The organism is Demequina sp. NBRC 110052, assembly GCF_002090075.1.
Classification (GTDB): domain Bacteria; phylum Actinomycetota; class Actinomycetes; order Actinomycetales; family Demequinaceae; genus Demequina.
Map to the genome: position 1 here is coordinate 1,081,702 of NZ_BBRI01000002.1, position 18,878 is coordinate 1,100,579.

At 67.7% G+C, this 18,878-nt stretch carries 34 protein-coding genes; all 34 read right to left on the reverse strand.

Annotated features, from left to right (window positions below):
* Positions 1 to 16: 16 nt before the first annotated feature.
* On the reverse strand, positions 17 to 535 hold the full coding sequence (rplQ, locus tag B7K21_RS05185) for a 50S ribosomal protein L17 (protein WP_084074134.1): 519 nt from the start codon (positions 533 to 535) through the stop codon (positions 17 to 19).
* Between the two features lie 15 nt (positions 536 to 550).
* Positions 551 to 1,543 carry a DNA-directed RNA polymerase subunit alpha gene (locus B7K21_RS05190; protein ID WP_084074135.1) on the reverse strand — a complete coding sequence of 331 codons (993 nt, stop codon included), beginning with the start codon at positions 1,541 to 1,543 and terminating at the stop codon, positions 551 to 553.
* A gap of 136 nt (positions 1,544 to 1,679) precedes the next feature.
* The gene (gene rpsK, locus B7K21_RS05195; protein ID WP_084074136.1) at positions 1,680 to 2,069 is read right to left on the reverse strand and encodes a 30S ribosomal protein S11; all 390 of its coding nucleotides are present in this window, start codon (positions 2,067 to 2,069) and stop codon (positions 1,680 to 1,682) included.
* A gap of 3 nt (positions 2,070 to 2,072) precedes the next feature.
* Positions 2,073 to 2,441 (reverse strand): 30S ribosomal protein S13, encoded by a 369-nt coding sequence (rpsM, locus tag B7K21_RS05200; protein ID WP_062200776.1) that lies wholly within the window; start codon positions 2,439 to 2,441, stop codon positions 2,073 to 2,075.
* Between the two features lie 128 nt (positions 2,442 to 2,569).
* Complete coding sequence (gene rpmJ, locus B7K21_RS05205) at positions 2,570 to 2,683, reverse strand: 50S ribosomal protein L36 (protein ID WP_062200775.1); 114 nt, start codon at positions 2,681 to 2,683, stop codon at positions 2,570 to 2,572.
* 48 nt (positions 2,684 to 2,731) lie between these two features.
* Positions 2,732 to 2,953, reverse strand: coding sequence for a translation initiation factor IF-1 (gene infA, locus B7K21_RS05210; RefSeq protein ID WP_061960952.1), 222 nt, complete (start codon positions 2,951 to 2,953; stop codon positions 2,732 to 2,734).
* A gap of 119 nt (positions 2,954 to 3,072) precedes the next feature.
* Positions 3,073 to 3,984 (reverse strand): hypothetical protein, encoded by a 912-nt coding sequence (locus B7K21_RS05215; RefSeq protein ID WP_084074137.1) that lies wholly within the window; start codon positions 3,982 to 3,984, stop codon positions 3,073 to 3,075.
* Between the two features lie 108 nt (positions 3,985 to 4,092).
* Positions 4,093 to 4,776 carry a hypothetical protein gene (locus B7K21_RS05220; RefSeq protein WP_084074138.1) on the reverse strand — a complete coding sequence of 228 codons (684 nt, stop codon included), beginning with the start codon at positions 4,774 to 4,776 and terminating at the stop codon, positions 4,093 to 4,095.
* A 116-nt stretch (positions 4,777 to 4,892) separates the two neighbouring features.
* Positions 4,893 to 5,198 carry a hypothetical protein gene (locus B7K21_RS05225; protein ID WP_084074139.1) on the reverse strand — a complete coding sequence of 102 codons (306 nt, stop codon included), beginning with the start codon at positions 5,196 to 5,198 and terminating at the stop codon, positions 4,893 to 4,895.
* Positions 5,199 to 5,378: 180 nt separating this feature from the next.
* Positions 5,379 to 5,864, reverse strand: coding sequence for a hypothetical protein (locus tag B7K21_RS05230; protein WP_084074140.1), 486 nt, complete (start codon positions 5,862 to 5,864; stop codon positions 5,379 to 5,381).
* A 220-nt stretch (positions 5,865 to 6,084) separates the two neighbouring features.
* Complete coding sequence (gene map, locus B7K21_RS05235) at positions 6,085 to 6,891, reverse strand: type I methionyl aminopeptidase (protein WP_255373727.1); 807 nt, start codon at positions 6,889 to 6,891, stop codon at positions 6,085 to 6,087.
* A gap of 1 nt (position 6,892) precedes the next feature.
* Entirely contained in the window at positions 6,893 to 7,459 is a 567-nt protein-coding gene (locus B7K21_RS05240; protein WP_084074818.1) for an adenylate kinase, read from the reverse strand.
* Positions 7,459 to 8,754: a preprotein translocase subunit SecY gene (gene secY / locus B7K21_RS05245; protein ID WP_084074142.1), complete on the reverse strand. Its 1,296-nt coding sequence runs from the start codon at positions 8,752 to 8,754 to the stop codon at positions 7,459 to 7,461. Before secY ends, B7K21_RS05240 begins: the two co-directional genes overlap by 1 nt.
* 81 nt (positions 8,755 to 8,835) lie before the next feature.
* Positions 8,836 to 9,633, reverse strand: coding sequence for a 50S ribosomal protein L15 (rplO, locus tag B7K21_RS05250; RefSeq protein ID WP_084074143.1), 798 nt, complete (start codon positions 9,631 to 9,633; stop codon positions 8,836 to 8,838).
* The gene (gene rpmD / locus B7K21_RS05255) at positions 9,633 to 9,815 is read right to left on the reverse strand and encodes a 50S ribosomal protein L30 (protein WP_084074144.1); all 183 of its coding nucleotides are present in this window, start codon (positions 9,813 to 9,815) and stop codon (positions 9,633 to 9,635) included. The genes rplO and rpmD overlap by 1 nt, the downstream gene beginning before the upstream one ends.
* Entirely contained in the window at positions 9,815 to 10,384 is a 570-nt protein-coding gene (gene rpsE / locus B7K21_RS05260; protein ID WP_084074145.1) for a 30S ribosomal protein S5, read from the reverse strand. Before rpsE ends, rpmD begins: the two co-directional genes overlap by 1 nt.
* 25 nt (positions 10,385 to 10,409) lie before the next feature.
* Positions 10,410 to 10,781, reverse strand: coding sequence for a 50S ribosomal protein L18 (gene rplR, locus B7K21_RS05265; protein ID WP_084074146.1), 372 nt, complete (start codon positions 10,779 to 10,781; stop codon positions 10,410 to 10,412).
* 3 nt (positions 10,782 to 10,784) lie between these two features.
* Positions 10,785 to 11,321, reverse strand: a complete 537-nt coding sequence (gene rplF / locus B7K21_RS05270; RefSeq protein ID WP_084074147.1) for a 50S ribosomal protein L6 — start codon at positions 11,319 to 11,321, stop codon at positions 10,785 to 10,787.
* A 22-nt stretch (positions 11,322 to 11,343) separates the two neighbouring features.
* Complete coding sequence (rpsH, locus tag B7K21_RS05275; protein ID WP_084074148.1) at positions 11,344 to 11,742, reverse strand: 30S ribosomal protein S8; 399 nt, start codon at positions 11,740 to 11,742, stop codon at positions 11,344 to 11,346.
* Between the two features lie 57 nt (positions 11,743 to 11,799).
* Entirely contained in the window at positions 11,800 to 11,985 is a 186-nt protein-coding gene (locus B7K21_RS05280) for a type Z 30S ribosomal protein S14 (protein WP_062069937.1), read from the reverse strand.
* A 2-nt stretch (positions 11,986 to 11,987) separates the two neighbouring features.
* On the reverse strand, positions 11,988 to 12,551 hold the full coding sequence (gene rplE / locus B7K21_RS05285) for a 50S ribosomal protein L5 (RefSeq protein WP_084074149.1): 564 nt from the start codon (positions 12,549 to 12,551) through the stop codon (positions 11,988 to 11,990).
* A complete protein-coding gene (gene rplX, locus B7K21_RS05290) occupies positions 12,551 to 12,889 on the reverse strand; it encodes a 50S ribosomal protein L24 (protein WP_084074150.1) in 339 nt (112 codons plus the stop codon). The genes rplE and rplX overlap by 1 nt, the downstream gene beginning before the upstream one ends.
* The gene (gene rplN / locus B7K21_RS05295; RefSeq protein ID WP_084074151.1) at positions 12,889 to 13,263 is read right to left on the reverse strand and encodes a 50S ribosomal protein L14; all 375 of its coding nucleotides are present in this window, start codon (positions 13,261 to 13,263) and stop codon (positions 12,889 to 12,891) included. The genes rplX and rplN overlap by 1 nt, the downstream gene beginning before the upstream one ends.
* A 55-nt stretch (positions 13,264 to 13,318) precedes the next feature.
* The gene (rpsQ, locus tag B7K21_RS05300) at positions 13,319 to 13,606 is read right to left on the reverse strand and encodes a 30S ribosomal protein S17 (RefSeq protein WP_084074152.1); all 288 of its coding nucleotides are present in this window, start codon (positions 13,604 to 13,606) and stop codon (positions 13,319 to 13,321) included.
* A gap of 13 nt (positions 13,607 to 13,619) precedes the next feature.
* Positions 13,620 to 13,856, reverse strand: coding sequence for a 50S ribosomal protein L29 (rpmC, locus tag B7K21_RS05305; RefSeq protein ID WP_084074153.1), 237 nt, complete (start codon positions 13,854 to 13,856; stop codon positions 13,620 to 13,622).
* Entirely contained in the window at positions 13,856 to 14,275 is a 420-nt protein-coding gene (gene rplP, locus B7K21_RS05310) for a 50S ribosomal protein L16 (RefSeq protein WP_084074154.1), read from the reverse strand. Before rplP ends, rpmC begins: the two co-directional genes overlap by 1 nt.
* A 4-nt stretch (positions 14,276 to 14,279) precedes the next feature.
* A complete protein-coding gene (gene rpsC / locus B7K21_RS05315; RefSeq protein ID WP_084074155.1) occupies positions 14,280 to 15,077 on the reverse strand; it encodes a 30S ribosomal protein S3 in 798 nt (265 codons plus the stop codon).
* Between the two features lie 4 nt (positions 15,078 to 15,081).
* The gene (gene rplV / locus B7K21_RS05320; protein ID WP_084074156.1) at positions 15,082 to 15,450 is read right to left on the reverse strand and encodes a 50S ribosomal protein L22; all 369 of its coding nucleotides are present in this window, start codon (positions 15,448 to 15,450) and stop codon (positions 15,082 to 15,084) included.
* Between the two features lie 31 nt (positions 15,451 to 15,481).
* Positions 15,482 to 15,760 carry a 30S ribosomal protein S19 gene (gene rpsS / locus B7K21_RS05325; RefSeq protein WP_084074157.1) on the reverse strand — a complete coding sequence of 93 codons (279 nt, stop codon included), beginning with the start codon at positions 15,758 to 15,760 and terminating at the stop codon, positions 15,482 to 15,484.
* Between the two features lie 14 nt (positions 15,761 to 15,774).
* Complete coding sequence (gene rplB, locus B7K21_RS05330) at positions 15,775 to 16,614, reverse strand: 50S ribosomal protein L2 (RefSeq protein ID WP_084074158.1); 840 nt, start codon at positions 16,612 to 16,614, stop codon at positions 15,775 to 15,777.
* Between the two features lie 20 nt (positions 16,615 to 16,634).
* The gene (gene rplW, locus B7K21_RS05335; protein ID WP_084074159.1) at positions 16,635 to 16,940 is read right to left on the reverse strand and encodes a 50S ribosomal protein L23; all 306 of its coding nucleotides are present in this window, start codon (positions 16,938 to 16,940) and stop codon (positions 16,635 to 16,637) included.
* 2 nt (positions 16,941 to 16,942) lie between these two features.
* Complete coding sequence (rplD, locus tag B7K21_RS05340) at positions 16,943 to 17,629, reverse strand: 50S ribosomal protein L4 (protein WP_084074160.1); 687 nt, start codon at positions 17,627 to 17,629, stop codon at positions 16,943 to 16,945.
* Between the two features lie 4 nt (positions 17,630 to 17,633).
* Complete coding sequence (gene rplC, locus B7K21_RS05345; RefSeq protein ID WP_084074161.1) at positions 17,634 to 18,296, reverse strand: 50S ribosomal protein L3; 663 nt, start codon at positions 18,294 to 18,296, stop codon at positions 17,634 to 17,636.
* A gap of 26 nt (positions 18,297 to 18,322) precedes the next feature.
* Positions 18,323 to 18,631 (reverse strand): 30S ribosomal protein S10, encoded by a 309-nt coding sequence (rpsJ, locus tag B7K21_RS05350; protein ID WP_062200749.1) that lies wholly within the window; start codon positions 18,629 to 18,631, stop codon positions 18,323 to 18,325.
* Between the last annotated feature and the right edge of the window lie 247 nt (positions 18,632 to 18,878).

An 18,878-nucleotide genomic window follows, 5' to 3' on the forward strand; every position in this document is an offset into this window, starting at 1 on the left:
GTGGCTCGCCGCTGACTTACTTGTCGTCGCCCTCGGCGGGAGCGTCGGCCTCGGTCGCCTCAGCGGCCTCGGTCTCGACGGTCTCCTCGGCGGGAGCCTCCTCGACCTTCTCCGCCTTCGGAGCAGCCTTCTTGGTGGCCTTCTCGGCCTCCTTGGAGACGGCCTTCTTGGCCGGCGTGCCGAACTCGACGAGCTCGATCACGGCCATCGGAGCGTTGTCGCCCTTGCGGGTGCCGACCTTGGTGATGCGGGTGTAGCCGCCCTCGCGCTCCGCGAAGCCCGGGCCGATCTCGGTGAACAGGGTGTGCACGACGCCCTTGTCCGAGATGATGCCGAGCACGCGACGGCGCGACGCGAGGTCGCCACGCTTCGCGAACGTGATGAGACGCTCGGCGTAGGGACGCAGGCGCTTGGCCTTCGTGACGGTAGTGGTGATGCGGCCGTGCTCGAACAGGCTCTGCGCGAGGTTCGCCAGCATCTGACGCTCGTGGGCAGGGCCGCCGCCGAGACGGGCTCCCTTGGTGGGGGTAGGCATGAGTGTGTTCTCCTCTTAGTCTTCGCTGCCCGAGAAGTACACGCCGGCGGCAGCGCCACCGTCGTACTCGATGCCCGAGTCCTTCAGGGAGAAGCCCAGCTCGGCGAGCTTCTCCTTGACCTCGGTGATCGACTTCTGGCCAAAGTTGCGGATGTCCATCAGGTCCGTCTCGCTGCGCGCGGTCAGCTCACCCACGGTGTGGATGCCCTCGCGCTTGAGGCAGTTGTAGGAGCGCTGAGTGAGGTTCAGCTCCTCGATGGGCTGGTTGTAGTCCTCCTCGAGCGACTCGTCGGAGTCCGACGGGCCGATCTCGATGCCCTCGGCGTCCTCGTTCAGCGCCTTCGCCAGCGAGAACAGCTCGACCAGGGTCGAGCCGGCCGAGGCGAGCGCGTCGCGCGGGGAGATGGACGACTTGGTCTCGACGTCGATGATGAGCTCGTCGAAGTCGGTGCGCTGGGCCACACGGGTGGCCTCCACCTTGTAGGTGACCTTGAGCACCGGCGAGTAAATCGAGTCCACGGGGATCTGGCCGATCTCCGCGTCGTAGACCTTGTTGAGGGCGGCGGGCACGTAGCCACGGCCGCGCTCGACGGTCAGCTCGACCTCGAACTTCGCCTTCGAGTTGAGGGTCGCGATGTGGAGGTCCGGGTTGTGGATCTCGACGCCGGCCGGCGGCGCGATGTCGGCGCCGGTCACGGCGCCCGCGCCCGACTTGCGCAGGTACATCACGACGGGCTCGTCGTGCTCCGAGGAGACGACCAGGTTCTTGAGGTTGAGGAGGATCTCGGTGACGTCCTCCTTCACCCCCTCGATGGTCGTGAACTCGTGGAGCACGCCCTCGAAGCGCACCGACGTGATGGCCGCGCCCGGGATGGACGAGAGCAGCGTGCGGCGCAGCGAGTTGCCCAGCGTGTAGCCGAAGCCAGGCTCCAGCGGCTTGAGCGAGAACTGCGAACGGTTCTCCGAGATGACCTTCTCGGTGAGGGTGGGACGCTGTGCGATGAGCACGGTGGTTTCCTTTCCGAGCACCCGCTATTTGATGCTCGCAAACCTGGGGCCCGTCTGAGGCGCCAGGGTCAGCGTGTGAAAGTGTGTTCCGACGCGGTCGCGGGCCGGGGCACGGAGCCCCGGCCGCGACGCGCGATCAGCCGCGGCGGCGCTTCGGCGGGCGGCAGCCGTTGTGCGCCTGCGGGGTGACGTCCTTGATGGAGGTCACCTCGAGGCCGGCGGCCGTGAGCGAGCGAACGGCGGTGTCGCGACCCGAACCCGGGCCCTTGACGAACACGTCCACCTTGCTCATGCCGGCGTCCTGCGCGCGGCGCGCGGCGGCCTCGGCGGCCATCTGCGCGGCGTACGGGGTCGACTTGCGCGAACCCTTGAAGCCCACCTGGCCCGACGACGACCACGACACGACGGCGCCCGAGGGGTCCGTGATCGAGATGATCGTGTTGTTGAAGGTCGACTTGATGTGGGCCTGACCGTGCGCGACGGTCTTCTTGATCTTCTTGCGCGGCTTACGCGTGGGAGCTGCCATGGCTTACTTCTTCTTTCCGGCGACGGTCTTCTTGCGGCCCTTGCGGGTACGCGCGTTGGTCTTGGTGCGCTGTCCGCGGACAGGCATGCCGCGACGGTGACGCAGACCCTGGTAGTTACCGATCTCCACCTTGCGGCGGATGTCGGCCTGCACCTCGCGGCGAAGGTCGCCCTCGACGGTGAAGTTGGCCTCGATGTACTCGCGGATCGCGACGAGGGTGGCCTCATCGGCGTCCTTGACGCGAACGTCGCCGCTCACACCGGTGGCGGCGAGGATCTCGAGGGCGCGCGTGCGCCCGATTCCATAGATGTAGGTGAGTGCGATCTCCATGCGCTTCTCGCGCGGGAGGTCGACTCCGACAATGCGTGCCATGTAGCTGCTACTCCATCAGTAGTCGGAGGTCTGACGCTCAGACTTCCCGCTGTGGTCTTGTGCGGGCCTCGGCCTCCGAGCCGAGGGTTCCGGTCTCCCGGTGCCTGAACGCGGTCTTCTTGTGTTGTCTAGCCCTGACGCTGCTTGTGGCGCAGGTTCTCGCAGATGACCATCACGCGGCCACCCCGTCGAATCACCTTGCACTTGTCGCAGATCGGCTTGACGCTGGGCTTAACCTTCATGGTTCTTTCCTTCGCTTCCCCGTCTCAGACGGAGACGGTTGGCGACGTTCACTTGTAGCGGTAGACGATGCGGCCGCGGGACAGGTCGTACGGGCTCAGCTCCACCACCACACGGTCCTCCGGGAGGATCCTGATGTAGTGCTGGCGCATCTTGCCTGAGATGTGGGCGAGAACAAGGTGGCCGTTGGTGAGCTCAACGCGGAATGACGCGTTGGGCAGTGCCTCGACCACGGTGCCTTCGACCTCGATGACGCCGTCTTTCTTAGCCATGAACTCCGCTAACGTTGGTGGACAGGATTTTTCGGGCGCACGAAAATGGCCCGACGCACAAGTATAGGGGATGGCACGGCGTGTCTCAACCGCACGCGCGCGGCGCCATGAGATAGGCCTCAGCGGTACTGATTGCGCAACCGCTGCACAGCGAGGTCGGCGACCTTCATGTTGCGGTGATCCGCGAGGTTGCGGACGGTCGAGGCCGGCGTCCTGGGGTTCGAGAGCAACGCGATCAGCACCTCCGGTGCCTGGTCGTGGCTGAGCGAGACCAGCGCCGTCGTCGGGCAATCCGCGCGTCCGGCCACCGCGGCACGCACGACGGCGCGGGGGTGCGTGGCGAGCGTCATGAGCGCCGGACCGCTGACACGCAGGTCGACGGCACGCTCGAGGTCGTCTCGATCGTCGTCGCTCGGGGCGGCACCCGCAGGGATCTGCGTGCTCGTCGGACGCGTCGCGAGCGTCGGCGCGGGCTTGACGATCTGACCCTCGACCACCGAGTTCGCGCCGGAGGGCGTGGTGACGGGAACCTCGGTCGAGGCATCGTCGCGCGGGCTGGGAACGTCACCCGTGACCGGGGCCGCTTCGCGCTGAGGCTGTTCACCTGTGAGCGGCGCTTCCGCCACGATCGGGATCGCCGCCGACGTCGGTCCCGCGCTCGGCGTCTGGCCGGATCCAGGGGCAGGTGCGACCACAGGGGATCCGCCCGACGCCGGGGCCGAGTTCGCACCGACCTCACCGGAGCGCGGCGCGGGCCCGTCAGCAGTCGGCGTGAGAGGTGTCTCCGCAGTCGCAGGCGCCGCGGGCTCCGACACCGTCGGAATCTCGAGCGAGACCGACGGAAGAGTGAGGGTGGCTGTCGACGCCGTCGGCGTCGCACCGGACTGGGGGGCAGCGCCATCAGCACGTACGGCGCCAGCAGTGTGGGCCACGCGAGCGGCGCGCACCGCAGCCAGGTCGAGACCGGCGCTATCGGGGCCCTGGGTCGCGCGCGGACGCGAGAAGCCCGTGAACGGGGTTCGCTGCGTCATGAGGGCCGTCCCTTCCGCGCGTGCCTGAGCGTGCCGACCGACATATCGTACGTACCGCCCCGGCCGCCTGGCGACCCGCTGTGACCAATTCGGCAGACGCGAGGTGCTTCACGCCTGCACGGGAAGGAAGCGCTCGCGCGGGTCTCCGTCGCGCGGATCACGCCGTGGCTGGGCTCCCCTGGTGACGACCGACGGGCGCGGCGCCAGCACACGGGGCGCGCTGCGCAACTCCTCGCGGCCCCCCACCGTGGGTGTGCTCTCGTACCGGTCTCGCAGCTCGGACGGCAGAGAAGGCCCCGTCGCGCCCGCGCGCAGGTCTCGACCCGAGGCTCGGTTCGCGCGCTCCTCGGCGCGAGCGGCGAGCATGCGGTCGGCCGTGGCACTGACCTCTTCCCGGCGGTGCCGCGCGAGCCCCTGAAGCACTTCGTCCGCGACGACCGGGTTCCGCGCGAGCGCGCGCAGCACCGACGGGTCCCGATCGGTGGACAGGTGAGCGGCGATCGCGGTCGCCACCCTCGCGCTCGCCGCGACGGCGCGTCGCACCTGTGGCCTGCGATCGTAGGCCAGCGTGGCGAGCACCCCCATCGGGCAGTCGCCCCGCAGCGCGATCACCTCGCGCACCTCGGCTTCGCGATGGGAGGCGAGCTGCATCAGCCGCTCTCGCGTCAGCGCCGCCGAGCCCGCCTCATGCCACTCGGCGCTGCGCTGCTGCGACGCCTCGCCATGGTCGAGCGCGATGCCGGAACTGGCCATCAGCGCGCGGGACCACGAACTGTCGTCGGACCCTGACATGCGCGACTCCCCTCAGACGACGCGGCTCGCTGCTATCAGCGTGTCGACGCTATCGAGGGGAGTTGGCGGTCAGGTGATCGTCCAATGACGATCCGGTGAAGTGTGACTCAGTCCACTCAGGCCGAGATGCCGAGGCGGCGACGCGCCGCGCTCTTGACCGAGCCGCGGCGCGAGTCGGCGAGCAGCTGCAGCACGTGATCGCTCACGGACTGGTTCGTAACGAGCGCCTCGAGCACACCGCCGTCCTTGTCCTGAGCGAGCACCGCCATGGTGGCCATCGGGCAATCGGGACGCGCCGCGACGGCCGCGCGCACGGCGTCGTCCTTGTGGAGCGCGAGCGATACGAGGTCAGCCGGAACGGTGGCGGGATCCTGCGCGCGCGCGAGGTCCTCGGCCTTGGAACGGGAGAACGAGAAAGCCATGGGTCTTCTTTCTAGAGGGAGCGTGGCGCCGGGTCGGCACACCGCATGCCTGATATTACCGGTATTGCGGCCTCACGGGCGTGGCGAAGGTCCCGCCATCGGCGCGCCTGTGGAGAACTCCACGCGGTCGCGCCCGACCGACGGTGCAGCTGAGGGCGTGGAATCGCCCGCCCTGCTCGATCAGCCCTGGAACAGATCCGTCGCGCGTGCCGCGAACGTCTGCCCTGGAACGACGCCCTGAGTCGGCGACGCCGAGGAGCCGACAGGGCTCGGGGCCGAGGCGTCCTGCTCCACGCGTGCCTTCGCGCGGATCCGGATCTCCGCCTTCTTGTGACCGGTGAGGTGCTCGAGAGCGCCGAGTGGCGTGTGCGGGTTGTCGATCACTGCGGACACCACGGCGACCTGCCTGTCCCCCGCCAGCTCCTCCAGCACCCCAGCCGCGACGTGAGTGTTAGCGGCGATCGCCGCCCTCACGTTCACATCCGAGTCACTGGTCAGCGCGACAACGATGCTGAGCGGCAGGTCGGGCCGCTCCGCGATCGTGGACCGCACGACGCTGTTGCGCGATCGCGACAGCAACAGGACATCGGCGCCGGACAGGTCCGGCTGCGCCGCTCGAGCGACATCGTCGCTCGCGCCGGGCGCGTAGTTGAATCCGCGTGCCATTCCACTTCCCTCCCTGTGGAAAAGGCACCGTGACGCCTGGACCCCTGGACGGGCCCGAGCGACGGTGCCTACGCGTCAGGCTACGACTGGGAGGGTCACGCGTAAAGAGGTGCGGACCGAACAGGTCCCCTTTGCGGTGATTCACACCCCCACGCGGCGCCTCGAAGTGACGGACACCACTCAGACGAAGGCCCGAAGCGCCCCGTCCGGCGTGCTATCGCTAGGGCGCGACGGGCACGACGCCGTAAGCGCCGAGGTCCGCGGCGCCACCATCCGAAGCGGTGAGCACCCAGATCCCGTCCTCGTGGACCGCGACGCTGTGCTCCCAGTGCGCCGCGCGCGAGCCGTCCGCCGACACGACGGTCCAGTCGTCCTCCAGCACGCGCGAGTCACCCGTGCCGAGGACGAACATCGGCTCGAGTGCGAGGCACATGCCCGGCTTGACCCGCGGGTGACGGCCACGGGTGCGGTAGTTCATCACGTCGGGTGCCTGATGCATGGCGGTGCCGATGCCGTGACCCACGTAGCCCTCGAGCGGGTGAACGCCCGCAGCGTCGGCCACATCCTCGATCGCGGCTGAGACCTCGTCGAGCCGCCTTGCGTGGGCGAGGGCGGCGATGCCGGCCCACAGCGCCGCGCGCGTCGCCGCCACGAGCGCCGACTCCTGCGCGGTGATCTCTCCGATGCCGAACGAGATCGCGGAGTCACCGTGCCAGCCTTCGACGATCGCGCCGCAGTCGACAGAGACGACATCGCCGTCCTTGAGGACGCGGTCGCCAGGGATGCCATGCACGATCTCGTCGTTCACCGAGATGCAGGTGGTCGCAGGGAAGCCGTGGTATCCGAAGAAGTTCGACGTCGCGCCCGCGTCGGCGATCACGGCGGCTGCCGCCGCGTCCACGTCGCGCGTGGTCGCTCCTGGCACTGCGGTCGCGCGTGCCGCCGCGAGCGCACGCTCGACGACGACTCCGGCTCGCGCCATGACCCGCATCTGCTCGCGGGTCTTGTACTCGATGCGGTCGGTCACGTCACCGGTTCTCGACGGCCGCGACCAGTCGGTCCGTGACCTCGTCCACGGCGCCCAGCCCATCGACCTGCACCAGCACGCCCCGACCCTCATAGAAGGCCGTCAGCGGCGCGGTCGACGTCGCATAGACCTCGAGTCGCTTGCGGATCACCGGCTCGGTGTCGTCGGCGCGGCCCTCGATCTCGGCGCGCTTGAGCAGCCGCGCGGTGACCTCGTCCATGTCGGCCGTGATCTCGATGGCAGCGTCCAGCTCGATCCCCATGTCCGCGAGCATCGAGTCGAGCTCGATCGCCTGGTCGGGGTTGCGCGGGTACCCGTCGAGGAGGAAGCCCTCGCCCGTGTCGTCCTGCGCGAGGCGGTCACGCACCATGGCGTTCGTGATCTCGTCCGGCACCAGAGCACCGGCGTTCATGAACTCCTGCGCGCGACGTCCCAGTTCGGTCGCTCCCTTGACGTTGGCGCGGAAGATGTCGCCGGTCGAGATGGCGGGGATCGACCATCGCTCCGACAGCCGCACCGCCTGCGTGCCCTTGCCCGCACCGGGAGGTCCGAGGAGAACTGCGCGCATCACTTCAGGAACCCTTCGTAGTTGTGCTGCTCCAGCTGCGACTGGATGCGCTTCACCGTATCGAGACCCACGCCGACGAGGATCAGCACGGACGCTCCGCCGAACGGGATGTTCGTGGTGAGACCCAGGAACACGAACGCGAGCGTCGGGAGCAGCGCCACGATCGCGAGGTACAGCGACCCCGCCGCGGTGATGCGCGACAGCACGTAGTCGAGGAAGTCTGAGGTCGGCTTGCCCGGGCGGATGCCGGGGATGAAGCCGCCGTACTTCTTCATGTTGTCGGCAACCTCCTCCGGGTTGAACGTGATCGCCGTGTAGAAGTACGCGAAGAACACGATCAGGAGGATGTAGAGGCCGATGTGCCACGGCGACGAGTAGTCGGCGAGGTTGTTCTGCAGCCACACGATCCACTCCGCCGGGTTGTCGCCCGCGAACTGGTAGATCACGGTGGGCAGCGCGAGCAGCGACGATGCGAAGATCACGGGGATGATGCCCGCCATGTTGATCTTCAGCGGGATGTAGGTTGACGTGCCGCCGAGCGTACGACGGCCTACGACGCGCTTCGCGTACTGCACGGGGATGCGACGCTGCGACTGCTCGACGTAGACGACGCCTGCGATCACGGCGAGCACGACGATCGACACGATCACCGAGGTGCCCACGCCTGCCGCGCCGACCACACGCGCCGCGCCCGGGAAGCCCGCAGCGATCGACGTGAAGATGAGGAGCGACATGCCGTTGCCGACGCCGCGCTCGGTGATGCGCTCGCCGAGCCACATGATGAGCACGGTACCCGCTGTCATCGTCAGCACCATCATGGCGATCCGGTACCACGAGTCGTCGGGCACGATCGGGAGATCGCAACCAGGGAAGAAGGCGCCGGTGCGCGCGAGCGTCACGTACGAGGCGGACTGCAGCGCGGCGAAGCCGACGGTGATGTAGCGCGTGTACTGCGTCAGCTTGGCCTGGCCCTCGGGGCCCTCGCGGTACAGCGTCTCGAACCGGGGCACGAGCACACGCAGCAGCTGCACGATGATCGACGCGGTGATGTACGGCATGATGCCCAGCGCGAAGATCGACAGCTGCTGGAGCGCGCCGCCGGTGAAGAGGTTGAGGATCGCGAACGCGCCATCCGCACCGCCGCTGATGGCGATGCACTGCTGGACGTTGCCGTAGTCGACCCCCGGCGTCGGGATGGCGACGCCGAAGCGGTAGATGGCGATGATGCCGAGCGTGAGCAGCAGCTTCCTGCGCAAGTCAGGAGTGCGGAAGGCGCTCAGGAAACCGGACAGCATGGATCCTCCGTTGGTGCTGGCGGAAAAGTTCTCGGGGGCACGGCGCGGGCCCGCTCGCTCACGAGCGGGCCCGGCACCATGCTAACCCTGGGCGACAGAGCCGCCGGCGGCCTCGATCTTGGCCTTCGCGGACTCGGAGACCTTGTCCGCGTCGACGACCGTGACCTTGACGGCGATGTCGCCGTCACCCAGCACCTTGACGGGCTGGTTCTTGCGCACGGCGCCCTTCGCGACGAGCTCAGCCTTGGTGACCTCGCCGCCCTTCGGGAACAGCTCCGCGATCTGAGCCACGTTCACGACCTGGTAGGTCACCTTGAACGGGTTCTTGAAGCCACGCAGCTTCGGGATGCGCATGTGGATCGGCGTCTGGCCACCCTCGAAGCGCTCCGGAACCTGGTAACGCGCGCCGGTGCCCTTGGTACCGCGACCGGCAGTCTTGCCCTTGGACGCCTCACCACGACCCACGCGGGTCTTCTTGGTGTGAGCGCCCTCGGCGGGACGCAGGTGATGCATCTTGAGCGTCGACACCTTCTCCGCGGGCTCCTCGGCCTTGGCGGCCTTGGCCTTGGACGCAGCCGGCTTCGCGGCGGCCTTGGGGGCCTCCTCCGACTTCGCGGCGGCGGCCTTGGCCGGAGCCTTCTTCGCAGGCGCCTTCTTGGCCGGGGCCTTGTCGGCGGCAGCCTTCGCAGGCGCCTTGTCAGCGGCGGCCTTGGCCGGCGCCTTCTTGGCAGCGGGCTTGTCCGCAGCGGCCTTGGCCGGAGCCTTCTTCGCGGCGGTGGTCTTCGACGCGGTCGACTTCGCAGCCGTCGTCTTCGCGGCCGAAGACGACGCCTTCTTGGCGGGAGCCTTCTTCGCAGGCTCCTTCGTCTCGTCAGCCATTACTCAACCTCCTCCACGGCGACCAGGTGGTCGACCGCCTTGACCATCCCGCGAATCTCGGGACGGTCCTCCTTCACGACGATGTCGCCGATGCGCTTGAGACCGAGCGAACGCAGCGTCTCGCGGTGCTGCGGCTTGGTGCCGATCGCCGACTTCTTCTGAACGACCTTCAGGCGTGCCATCAGTGCGACACCCCCGCAGCCTGCGCGCGCAGCATGGCGGCCGGGGCGACGTCCTCGACGGACTTGCCGCGACGCGCCGCGACGGCCTCGGGGCGCTCGAGGCGCTTGAGGGCGTCGACCGTGGCGTGCACGATGTTGATCGCGTTCGACGAACCGAGCGACTTGCTCAGCACGTCGTGGATGCCAGCGCACTCCAGCACCGCGCGCACCGGACCACCGGCGATCACACCGGTACCCGGGGAGGCGGGACGCAGGAACACGACACCAGCGGCGGCCTCACCCTGCACGACGTGCGGGATGGTGCCCTGGATACGGGGGACGCGGAAGAAGTTGCGCTTGGCCTCCTCGACACCCTTCGAGATCGCGGCCGGCACCTCCTTCGCCTTTCCGTATCCGACGCCCACGTTGCCCTCGCCGTCGCCGACGACGACGAGCGCCGTGAAGCTGAAGCGGCGGCCGCCCTTGACGACCTTGGACACGCGGTTGATGGTGACGACGCGCTCGAGGAACTTGTTGTCCGGCTCACTGTCGCGGCGGTTGCTGCGACGGCCGTTGTTGTTCTCAGCCATATCTCTTTCCTTCACCTCGCCGGGCCTAGAGGGCCAGGCCACCCTCTCGGGCGCCGTCGGCCACCGCGGCGACGCGGCCGTGGTACTTGTTGCCGCCTCGGTCGAACACGACAGCCTCGATGCCCTCGGCCTTGGCGCGCTCGGCCACGAGCTCGCCGACCTTGGTCGCCTTGGCAGTCTTGTCGCCGTCGAGCGCGCGGACATCGGCCTCGAGGGTCGACGCCGACACGAGGGTCTTGCCCACGGTGTCGTCCACGATCTGCGCCACCATGTGGCGGGCGGAGCGGGTCACCACGAGGCGCGGACGCGCCGTGGTGCCCGAGATCTTCTTGCGCAGGCGGAAGTGACGGCGCTTGCGCGCAATCGCCTTGCCCTTGCCCTGAACAGTGATACCCATGGCTTACTTACCCGTCTTTCCGGCCTTGCGACGGACCTGCTCGCCCGCGTACCGCACGCCCTTGCCCTTGTACGGCTCGGGCTTGCGGATCTTGCGGATGTTGGCGGCGACCTCGCCGACCTGCTGCTTGCTGATGCCGGCCACCGTGAACTTGGTGGGGCTCTCCACGGTGAACGTGATGCCCGCAGGCGGGTTCACGACGACCGGGTGCGAGAAGCCGAGCGCGAACTCGAGGTCCGAGCCCTTGAGCGCGACACGGTAACCCGTGCCGACGATCTCGAGCTTCTTCTCGTAGCCCTCGGTGACACCGGTCACCATGTTGGCGATCAGCGTGCGGGTGAGGCCGTGGAGCGACTTGGACAGACGCTCGTCATCGGGGCGCTTGACCTCGATGCCGTCCGTGCCCTGCTCCACGGTGATGGGCTCGGCGACCGTGTGGGCCAGGGTGCCCTTGGGGCCCTTGACCGTGACGACGGCGCCGTCGATGTTGACGTCCACTCCGGCGGGAACCGGAACGGGGTACTTGCCGATGCGCGACATAGTTCTACGTTCTCCTTTCCCGTTACCAGACGTAGGCGACGACCTCGCCGCCGACGCCCTTCTTCTCGGCCTCACGGTCAGTCAGCAGACCGGAGGAGGTGGACAGGATGGCCACGCCAAGGCCACCGAGGACCTTGGGCAGGTTGGTCGACTTCGCGTACACGCGCAGACCGGGCTTCGAGATGCGGCGCACACCCGCGAGCGCACGCTCGCGGCTGCTGCCGTACTTGAGGGTCAGCGTGAGGGTCTTGCCGACCTCGGCGTCCTCGACGCTCGAGCCGGCGATGTATCCCTCCGCCTCGAGGATCTTGGCGATGTTCGCCTTGAGCTTCGAGTGCGGCATGGACACGGTCTCGTGGTACGCCGAGTTGGCGTTGCGCAGACGCGTGAGCATGTCTGCGATGGGGTCTGTCATCGTCATGAGTGAGTCACTCTTCCTCGCCGTGGTTTCCGCGTCAGCGGACCTGCGACGTAGTAGTTACCAGCTGCTCTTGGTGATACCGGGCAGCTCGCCTGCGTGCGCCATCTCGCGGAAGCACACACGGCACAGGCCGAACTTGCGGTACACCGAGTGCGGACGGCCGCACTTCTGGCACCGGGTGTAGGCGCGGACGGCGAACTTCTGCTTGCCGGCCGCCTTGTTCTTCAGCGCGGTCTTCGCCATGCTTACTTCTCCTTGAACGGGAACCCGAGCTGCTTGAGCAGCGAGCGTCCCTCGGCGTCGGTGGTCGCGGTGGTCACCACGGTGATGTCCATGCCACGCACGCGGTCGATCTTGTCCTGATCGATCTCGTGGAACATCGACTGCTCGGTGAGACCGAAGGTGTAGTTGCCGTTGCCGTCGAACTGCTTGGGCGACAGTCCGCGGAAGTCGCGGATGCGCGGCAGCGCGATCGAGAGCAGACGGTCCAGGAACTCCCACATGCGGTCGCCGCGCAGCGTGACGTGCGCGCCGATCGGCTGTCCCTCGCGCAGCTTGAACTGCGCGATCGACTTGCGGGCCTTGGTGACCTGCGGCTTCTGACCGGTGATCGCAGTGAGGTCGGCGATGGCACCCTCGATGAGCTTCGAGTCCTTGGCGGCGTCACCGACTCCCATGTTGACCACGATCTTGGTCAGGGTGGGAACCTGGTTGATGTTGGCGTAGCCGAACTCCTCGCGGAGCGCGGCGATGATGTCGCCGCGGTACTTCTCCTTGAGGCGCGGCAGCGTGACGGTCTCGGTGGCCATCAGACGTCCTTCCCCGAGCGCTTGGCGACGCGCACGCGCTGCGTGCGCTCACGGCCGTCGCGCTCGACCTGCTCCGTGCGGTAGCCCACACGGGTGCCCTTCTTGGTCTCCGGGTCCACCAGCATCACGTTCGAGATGTGGATGGGAGCCTCGACGGTGACGAGGCCGCCCTGCTGGTTGTCGCGGCGCGTGCCCGGCTTGATGTGCTTGGTGACGCGCTGAACGCCCTCGACGAGCACGCGGTCCGTCTCGGTCAGCACCTCGAGCACGCGGCCCTGCTGGCCGCGGTCACGGCCGGCGATGACGACCACGAGGTCGCCCTTCTTGATCTTCGCCATCAGATGACCTCCGGTGCGAGCGAGATGATCTTCATGAACTTCTTGTCGCGCAGCTCACGGCCCACCGGGCCGAAGATGCGGGTACCGCGCGGATCGGTGCTGTCGCTGCCCTTGAGGATCACCGCAGCGTTCTCGTCGAACTTGATGTACGAACCGTCGGGACGGCGGCGCTCCTTGGTGGTGCGCACGACGACGGCCTTGACGACGTCGCCCTTCTTGACGTTGCCACCGGGGATCGCGTCCTTGACGGTGGCGACGATCACGTCACCGATGCCGGCGTAGCGACGCTGCGAGCCACCGAGCACGCGGATGCAGAGGACTTCCTTCGCACCCGTGTTGTCGGCGACGCGCAGTCGCGACTCCTGCTGAATCATGTCTTATCTCCTGTCGTCTGGTTCTCGCCCTGGGGCGAGCCTGGTCGAACGTTGGTTACTTGGCCTTCTCGACGATCTCGACCAGGCGCCACCGCTTGGAAGCGGAAAGCGGGCGGGTCTCCATCACGACGACGAGGTCGCCGATGCCGGCGGTGTTGGCCTCGTCGTGGGCCTTGATCTTGCTGCTGCGGCGGATGACCTTGCCGTAGAGGGGGTGCTTGACGCGGTCCTCGACCTCGACGGTGATGGTCTTGTCCATCTTGTCCGACACCACGTAGCCACGACGCGTCTTGCGATACGCGCGGTGGTCGGCGGTAGCCGTCGCGTGCTTCTTGCTCGACATTTCTTCTTACCTCTTACTTCGCCGTGGGGGCGGTGCGGATGCCGAGCTCGCGCTCGCGCAGGATGGTGTAGATGCGGGCGATGTCGCGCTTGACCGCCTTGAGGCGGCCGTGGTTCTCGAGCTGACCGGTGGCCGACTGGAAGCGCAGGTTGAACAGCTCCTCCTTGGCCTTCTTCAGCTCCTCCACGAGGCGCTCGTCCTCCATGGCGTCCAGCTCGGTGGGCATGAGTCCCTTGGTACCGATAGCCATCAGATGTCACCACCCTCACGAGTCACGAAACGGGTCTTCATGGGCAGCTTGTGCTGCGCACGACGCATGGCCTCACGGGCCAGCTCCTCCGGCACGCCGGCGAGCTCGAAGAGCACGCGGCCCGGCTTGACGTTGGACACCCACCACTCGGGCGAGCCCTTACCGGAGCCCATACGGACCTCAGCGGGCTTCTTGGTCAGCGGACGGTCCGGGTAGATGTTGATCCAGACCTTTCCGCCACGCTTGATGTGGCGGGTCATCGCGATACGGGCCGCCTCGATCTGGCGGTTGGTGACGTAGGCGGGCTCGAGAGCCTGAATGCCGAAGTCGCCGAACGACACCTCGGTGCCGCCCGTCGCAGCGCCCGAACGCTTCGGGTGGTGCTGCTTGCGGTACTTCACTCGACGGGGGATCAGCATGTCCCTAGCCTTCCTTCCCTGCCTCGGCCGCGGGGGCCTCGGCGGCGGCCTCGGCGCGAGGCGCCTCGGCACGCGGAGCGGAGTCGCGACGCGGGCCGCGACGGTCGCCACCGCGACCGCGCTGCGGACGCGGAGCCTTGGCCTGCTCGGCCGCCCACTCCTTCTCGGTCATGTCGCCCTTGTAGATCCACACCTTCACGCCGATCTGGCCGAACGTGGTGCGGGCCTCGAAGAAGCCGTAGTCGATGTTCGCGCGGAGCGTGTGCAGCGGCACACGGCCCTCGCGGTAGAACTCCGAGCGGGACATCTCGGCGCCGCCGAGACGACCCGAGCACTGCACACGGATGCCCTTGGCACCGGCGCGCAGCGCGGACTGGATGCCCTTGCGCATGGCACGGCGGAACGACACGCGCGACGCGAGCTGCTCCGCGATGCCCTGGGCGACGAGCTGAGCGTCGACCTCGGCGTTCTTGACCTCGAGGATGTTCAGCTGCACCTGCTTGCCGGTGAGCTTCTCGAGGTTCGAGCGGAGCTTGTCCGCCTCGGCGCCGCGGCGACCGATGACGATGCCCGGACGCGCGGTGTGGAGGTCCACGCGGACGCGGCCGCCCGTGCGCTCGATCTCCACCTTGGAGACGCCTGCGCGCTCGAGGCCGCGCGACATGAGCTTGCGGATCTTGACGTCCTCGTTCACGTAGTCGCGGTAGCGCTCGCCGGCCTTGGTCGAGTCGGCGAACCAGCGCGACCGGTGGTCGGTGGTGATGCCCAGGCGGTAGCCGTGGGGGTTGACCTTCTGGCCCATCGGGTTACACCCCTTCCTTGACGGCGACCGGGGTCGCGACGGTGACGGTGATGTGGCACGAACGCTTCAGGATGCGGTTGGCACGACCCTGGGCGCGCGGCTGGATGCGCTTCATGGTCGGTCCCTCGTCCACGAAGATCTCCTTGACGATGAGCTCGCTCTCGTCGAAGCGCTCGCCGGCCTGCTCGGCCTTGACACGAGCGTTCGCGACAGCGGACTCGATGAGCTTGCGCACGTCGGTGGCGACCGCCTGCGGCTGGAACTTCAGCGAGGCCGCAGCCTCGACGGCGTTCTGACCACGGACGAGGTTCACGACGCGGCGAGCCTTCTGGGCGGTCACGCGGAGGTACCGCGTCTGCGCCTTGGCTTCCATCTCTAACTCCTCTTACCTACGCTCAGGCGCCTTAGCGGCGGCCCTTGCGGTCGTCCTTGACGTGGCCCTTGAACGTGCGCGTCGGGGCGAACTCGCCCAGCTTGTGGCCGACCATCGACTCGGTGACGAACACCGGGACATGCTTGCGGCCGTCGTGCACGGCAAAGGTGTGACCCAGGAAGTCCGGCGTAATGACGCTGCGGCGCGACCAGGTCTTGATGACGTTCTTGGTGCCCGCCTCGTTCTGCGAATCCACCTTCTTCTGAAGGTGGTCGTCGACGAAGGGGCCCTTCTTCAAACTGCGAGGCATGTCTCAGGTGCTCCTTAACGCTTGTTCTTGCCAGTCTTGCGGCGACGAACAATGAGCTTGTCGCTTTCCTTGTTTGCCTTGCGGGTGCGGCCCTCGGGCTTGCCCCACGGCGAGACCGGGTGACGACCACCGGAGGTCTTGCCCTCACCACCACCGTGCGGGTGGTCCACCGGGTTCATGACGACACCACGGACGGTCGGGCGCTTGCCCTTCCAGCGCATGCGGCCGGCCTTGCCCCAGTTGATGTTCGACTGCTCGGCGTTGCCGACCTCGCCGATCGTGGCGCGGCAGCGCGCATCCACGTTGCGGATCTCGCCCGACGGCATGCGGAGCTGCGCGTAGGGACCGTCCTTGGCGACGAGCTGCACCGACGCACCGGCCGAGCGTGCGATCTTCGCGCCGCCACCCGGCTTGAGCTCGATGGCGTGGATGACCGTACCGGTCGGGATGTTGCGCAGCGGCAGGTTGTTGCCGGGCTTGATGTCAGCACCGGCACCGGCCTCGACGACCGCGCCCTGCGCCAGCTTCTCCGGCGCGATGATGTAGCGCTTCTCGCCGTCCGCGTAGTGCAGCAGCGCGATACGCGCCGTGCGGTTGGGGTCGTACTCGATGTGCGCGACGGTCGCGGGCACGCCGTCCTTGTCGTGACGACGGAAGTCGATCACGCGGTAGGCGCGCTTGTGACCGCCACCCTGGTGACGGGTGGTGATGCGACCGGTGTTGTTGCGGCCGCCCTTCTTGTGCAGCGGGCGGACGAGCGACTTCTCGGGCTCCGAACGGGTCACCTCGACGAAGTCGGCGACGGACGAGCCGCGGCGGCCCGGAGTCGTCGGCTTGTACTTGCGAATAGCCATGGGTCCTGTTCCTTGCCTTACTAGCCGACCCGGCCGCTGAAGATGTCGAGCGCCTCGCCGTCACCGACGGTGACGATCGCGCGCTTGACGTCCTTGCGCTTGCCGAGCCCGAAGCGCGTGCGACGCGCCTTGCCCTTGCGGTTGATGGTGTTCACGGACGCGACCTTGACACCGAAGATCTGCTCGACGGCGATCTTGATCTCGGTCTTGTTGGCGCGGGGGTCCACCTCGAAGGTGTACTTGCCCTCGTCCATCAGCCCGTAGCTCTTCTCCGACACGATGGGGCGGATGAGGATGTCGCGGGGGTCCTTGTTGAGCGCGGTCATGGTCAGTTCTCCTCCGCCTCGGACTCGGTCGCGACGGCCTTCGCGGACTTGCCCGTGGCAGGTCCGGCGAGGAACGCCTCGAGAGCACCCGAGGTGAACACCGTGTCGTCGTTCACGAGCACGTCGTACGTGTTGAGCTGGTCGACCGCGATCACGTGGACGTCGGCGACGTTGCGCAGCGACTTCCAGGCCGTGACATCCGTGCGCTCGAGCACCACGAGGGCGGAGCGACCGGCGGTCACGCCAGCGACGGCGGCCAGGGCGGCCTTGGTCGACGGAACGTCGCCCGCGACCAGCGAGGCGAGGACGTGCACGCGGCCCGCGCGAGCGCGGTCCGAGAGCGCGCCACGCAGCGCGGCGGCCTTCATCTTCTTGGGCGTGCGCTGAGCGTAGTCACGCGGCTGCGGGCCGTGGACCGTGCCACCGCCGGCGAACTGCGGCGCGCGGGTCGAGCCCTGGCGGGCGCGACCGGTGCCCTTCTGCTTGTAAGGCTTGCGGCCACCGCCGCGGACCTCGCCGCGGGTCTTGGTGGCGTGCGTGCCCTGACGGGCCGCGGCGCGCTGGGCGACGACGACCTGGTGGATCAGCGGGACGTTCGTGACGACGTCGAAGACCTCGGCGGGAAGGTCGGCAGTGCCGGCCTTCTTGCCCTTCGCGTCGACGACGTCGACAGTCAGCGTGTCAGCCATGGTTTCACGCACCCTTCACAGCGTTGCGCACGAGCACGACGCCGCCCTTGTTGCCGGGAACCGCGCCCTTGACGAGCAGCAGGCCCTTCTCGGCGTCGACCGAGTGGATGGTCAGGTTCTGCACCGTCTTGCGCTCGTTGCCCATACGGCCGGCCATCTTGAGGCCGCGGAACACGCGCGAGGGCGTCGAGGCGCCGCCGATGGAACCTGGCTTGCGGTGGTTGCGGTGCGCACCGTGCGACGCGCCCACACCCTTGAAGCCGTGGCGCTTCATGACACCGGCGGTGCCCTTGCCCTTCGTGGTGCCCGTGACGTCGACCTTCTGGCCGGCCTCGAACACCTCGACGGTGAGCTCCTGGCCGAGCGAAAACTCGGCGGCGTTTCCGGTGCGCACCTCGGCGACGTGACGGCGCGGGGTCACGCCAGCCTTCTCGAAGTGGCCCTTGAGGGGGTTGGTGACGCGGCGCGGGTCGACGGAGCCGAACGCGAGCTGGACAGCCTCATAGCCGTCCGCGTCAGCGGTCCGCACCTGGGTCACGACGTTGGTGTCGATCTGGACGACGGTGACGGGCACGACACGGCCCTCGTCGTCCCACACCTGCGTCATGCCCAGCTTCGTACCAAGCAGCGCAGTGACATTGCGCTGGGCATTGGAAGTCGTAGTCATGATGGTGAAGGGTCCTTAATGAAGCTCTAGAGCTTGATCTCGATGTTGACGACCGCGGGGAGGTCGAGACGCATGAGCGAGTCGACAGCCTTCGGGGTCGGGTCCACGATGTCGATGAGGCGCTTGTGGGTGCGCATCTCGAAGTGCTCGCGGGAGTCCTTGTACTTGTGGGGCGAACGGATCACACAGAACACGTTCTTCTCGGTCGGGAGCGGCACGGGGCCGACCACCGACGCGCCGGCACGCGTGACCGTCTCGACGATCTTGCGGGCGGAGGAGTCGATGACCTCGTGGTCATAGCTCTTCAGCCGGATGCGGATCTTCTGTCCCGCCATGGCGTGGTTCTGCCTTTTCTCTCGTACAGCTATGGTCTCCACCCCCGACCCCCGCGCTCGGGCGTGTCGCGCATCCTGGACGCGCGTCCGCCCGTGTTCTCGGCGACTCGTGGGTGGTGTTGGCTGCCCGCAATAGGCAACCTGAATATTGTGCCAGATCTGCGGCCTCCGTGCAAACACGGATCCGCATGTCGAGCGCACTCCAGGATACAGGACGTGGTATTGGCCCGTCGCCCCGCCTCGAGCT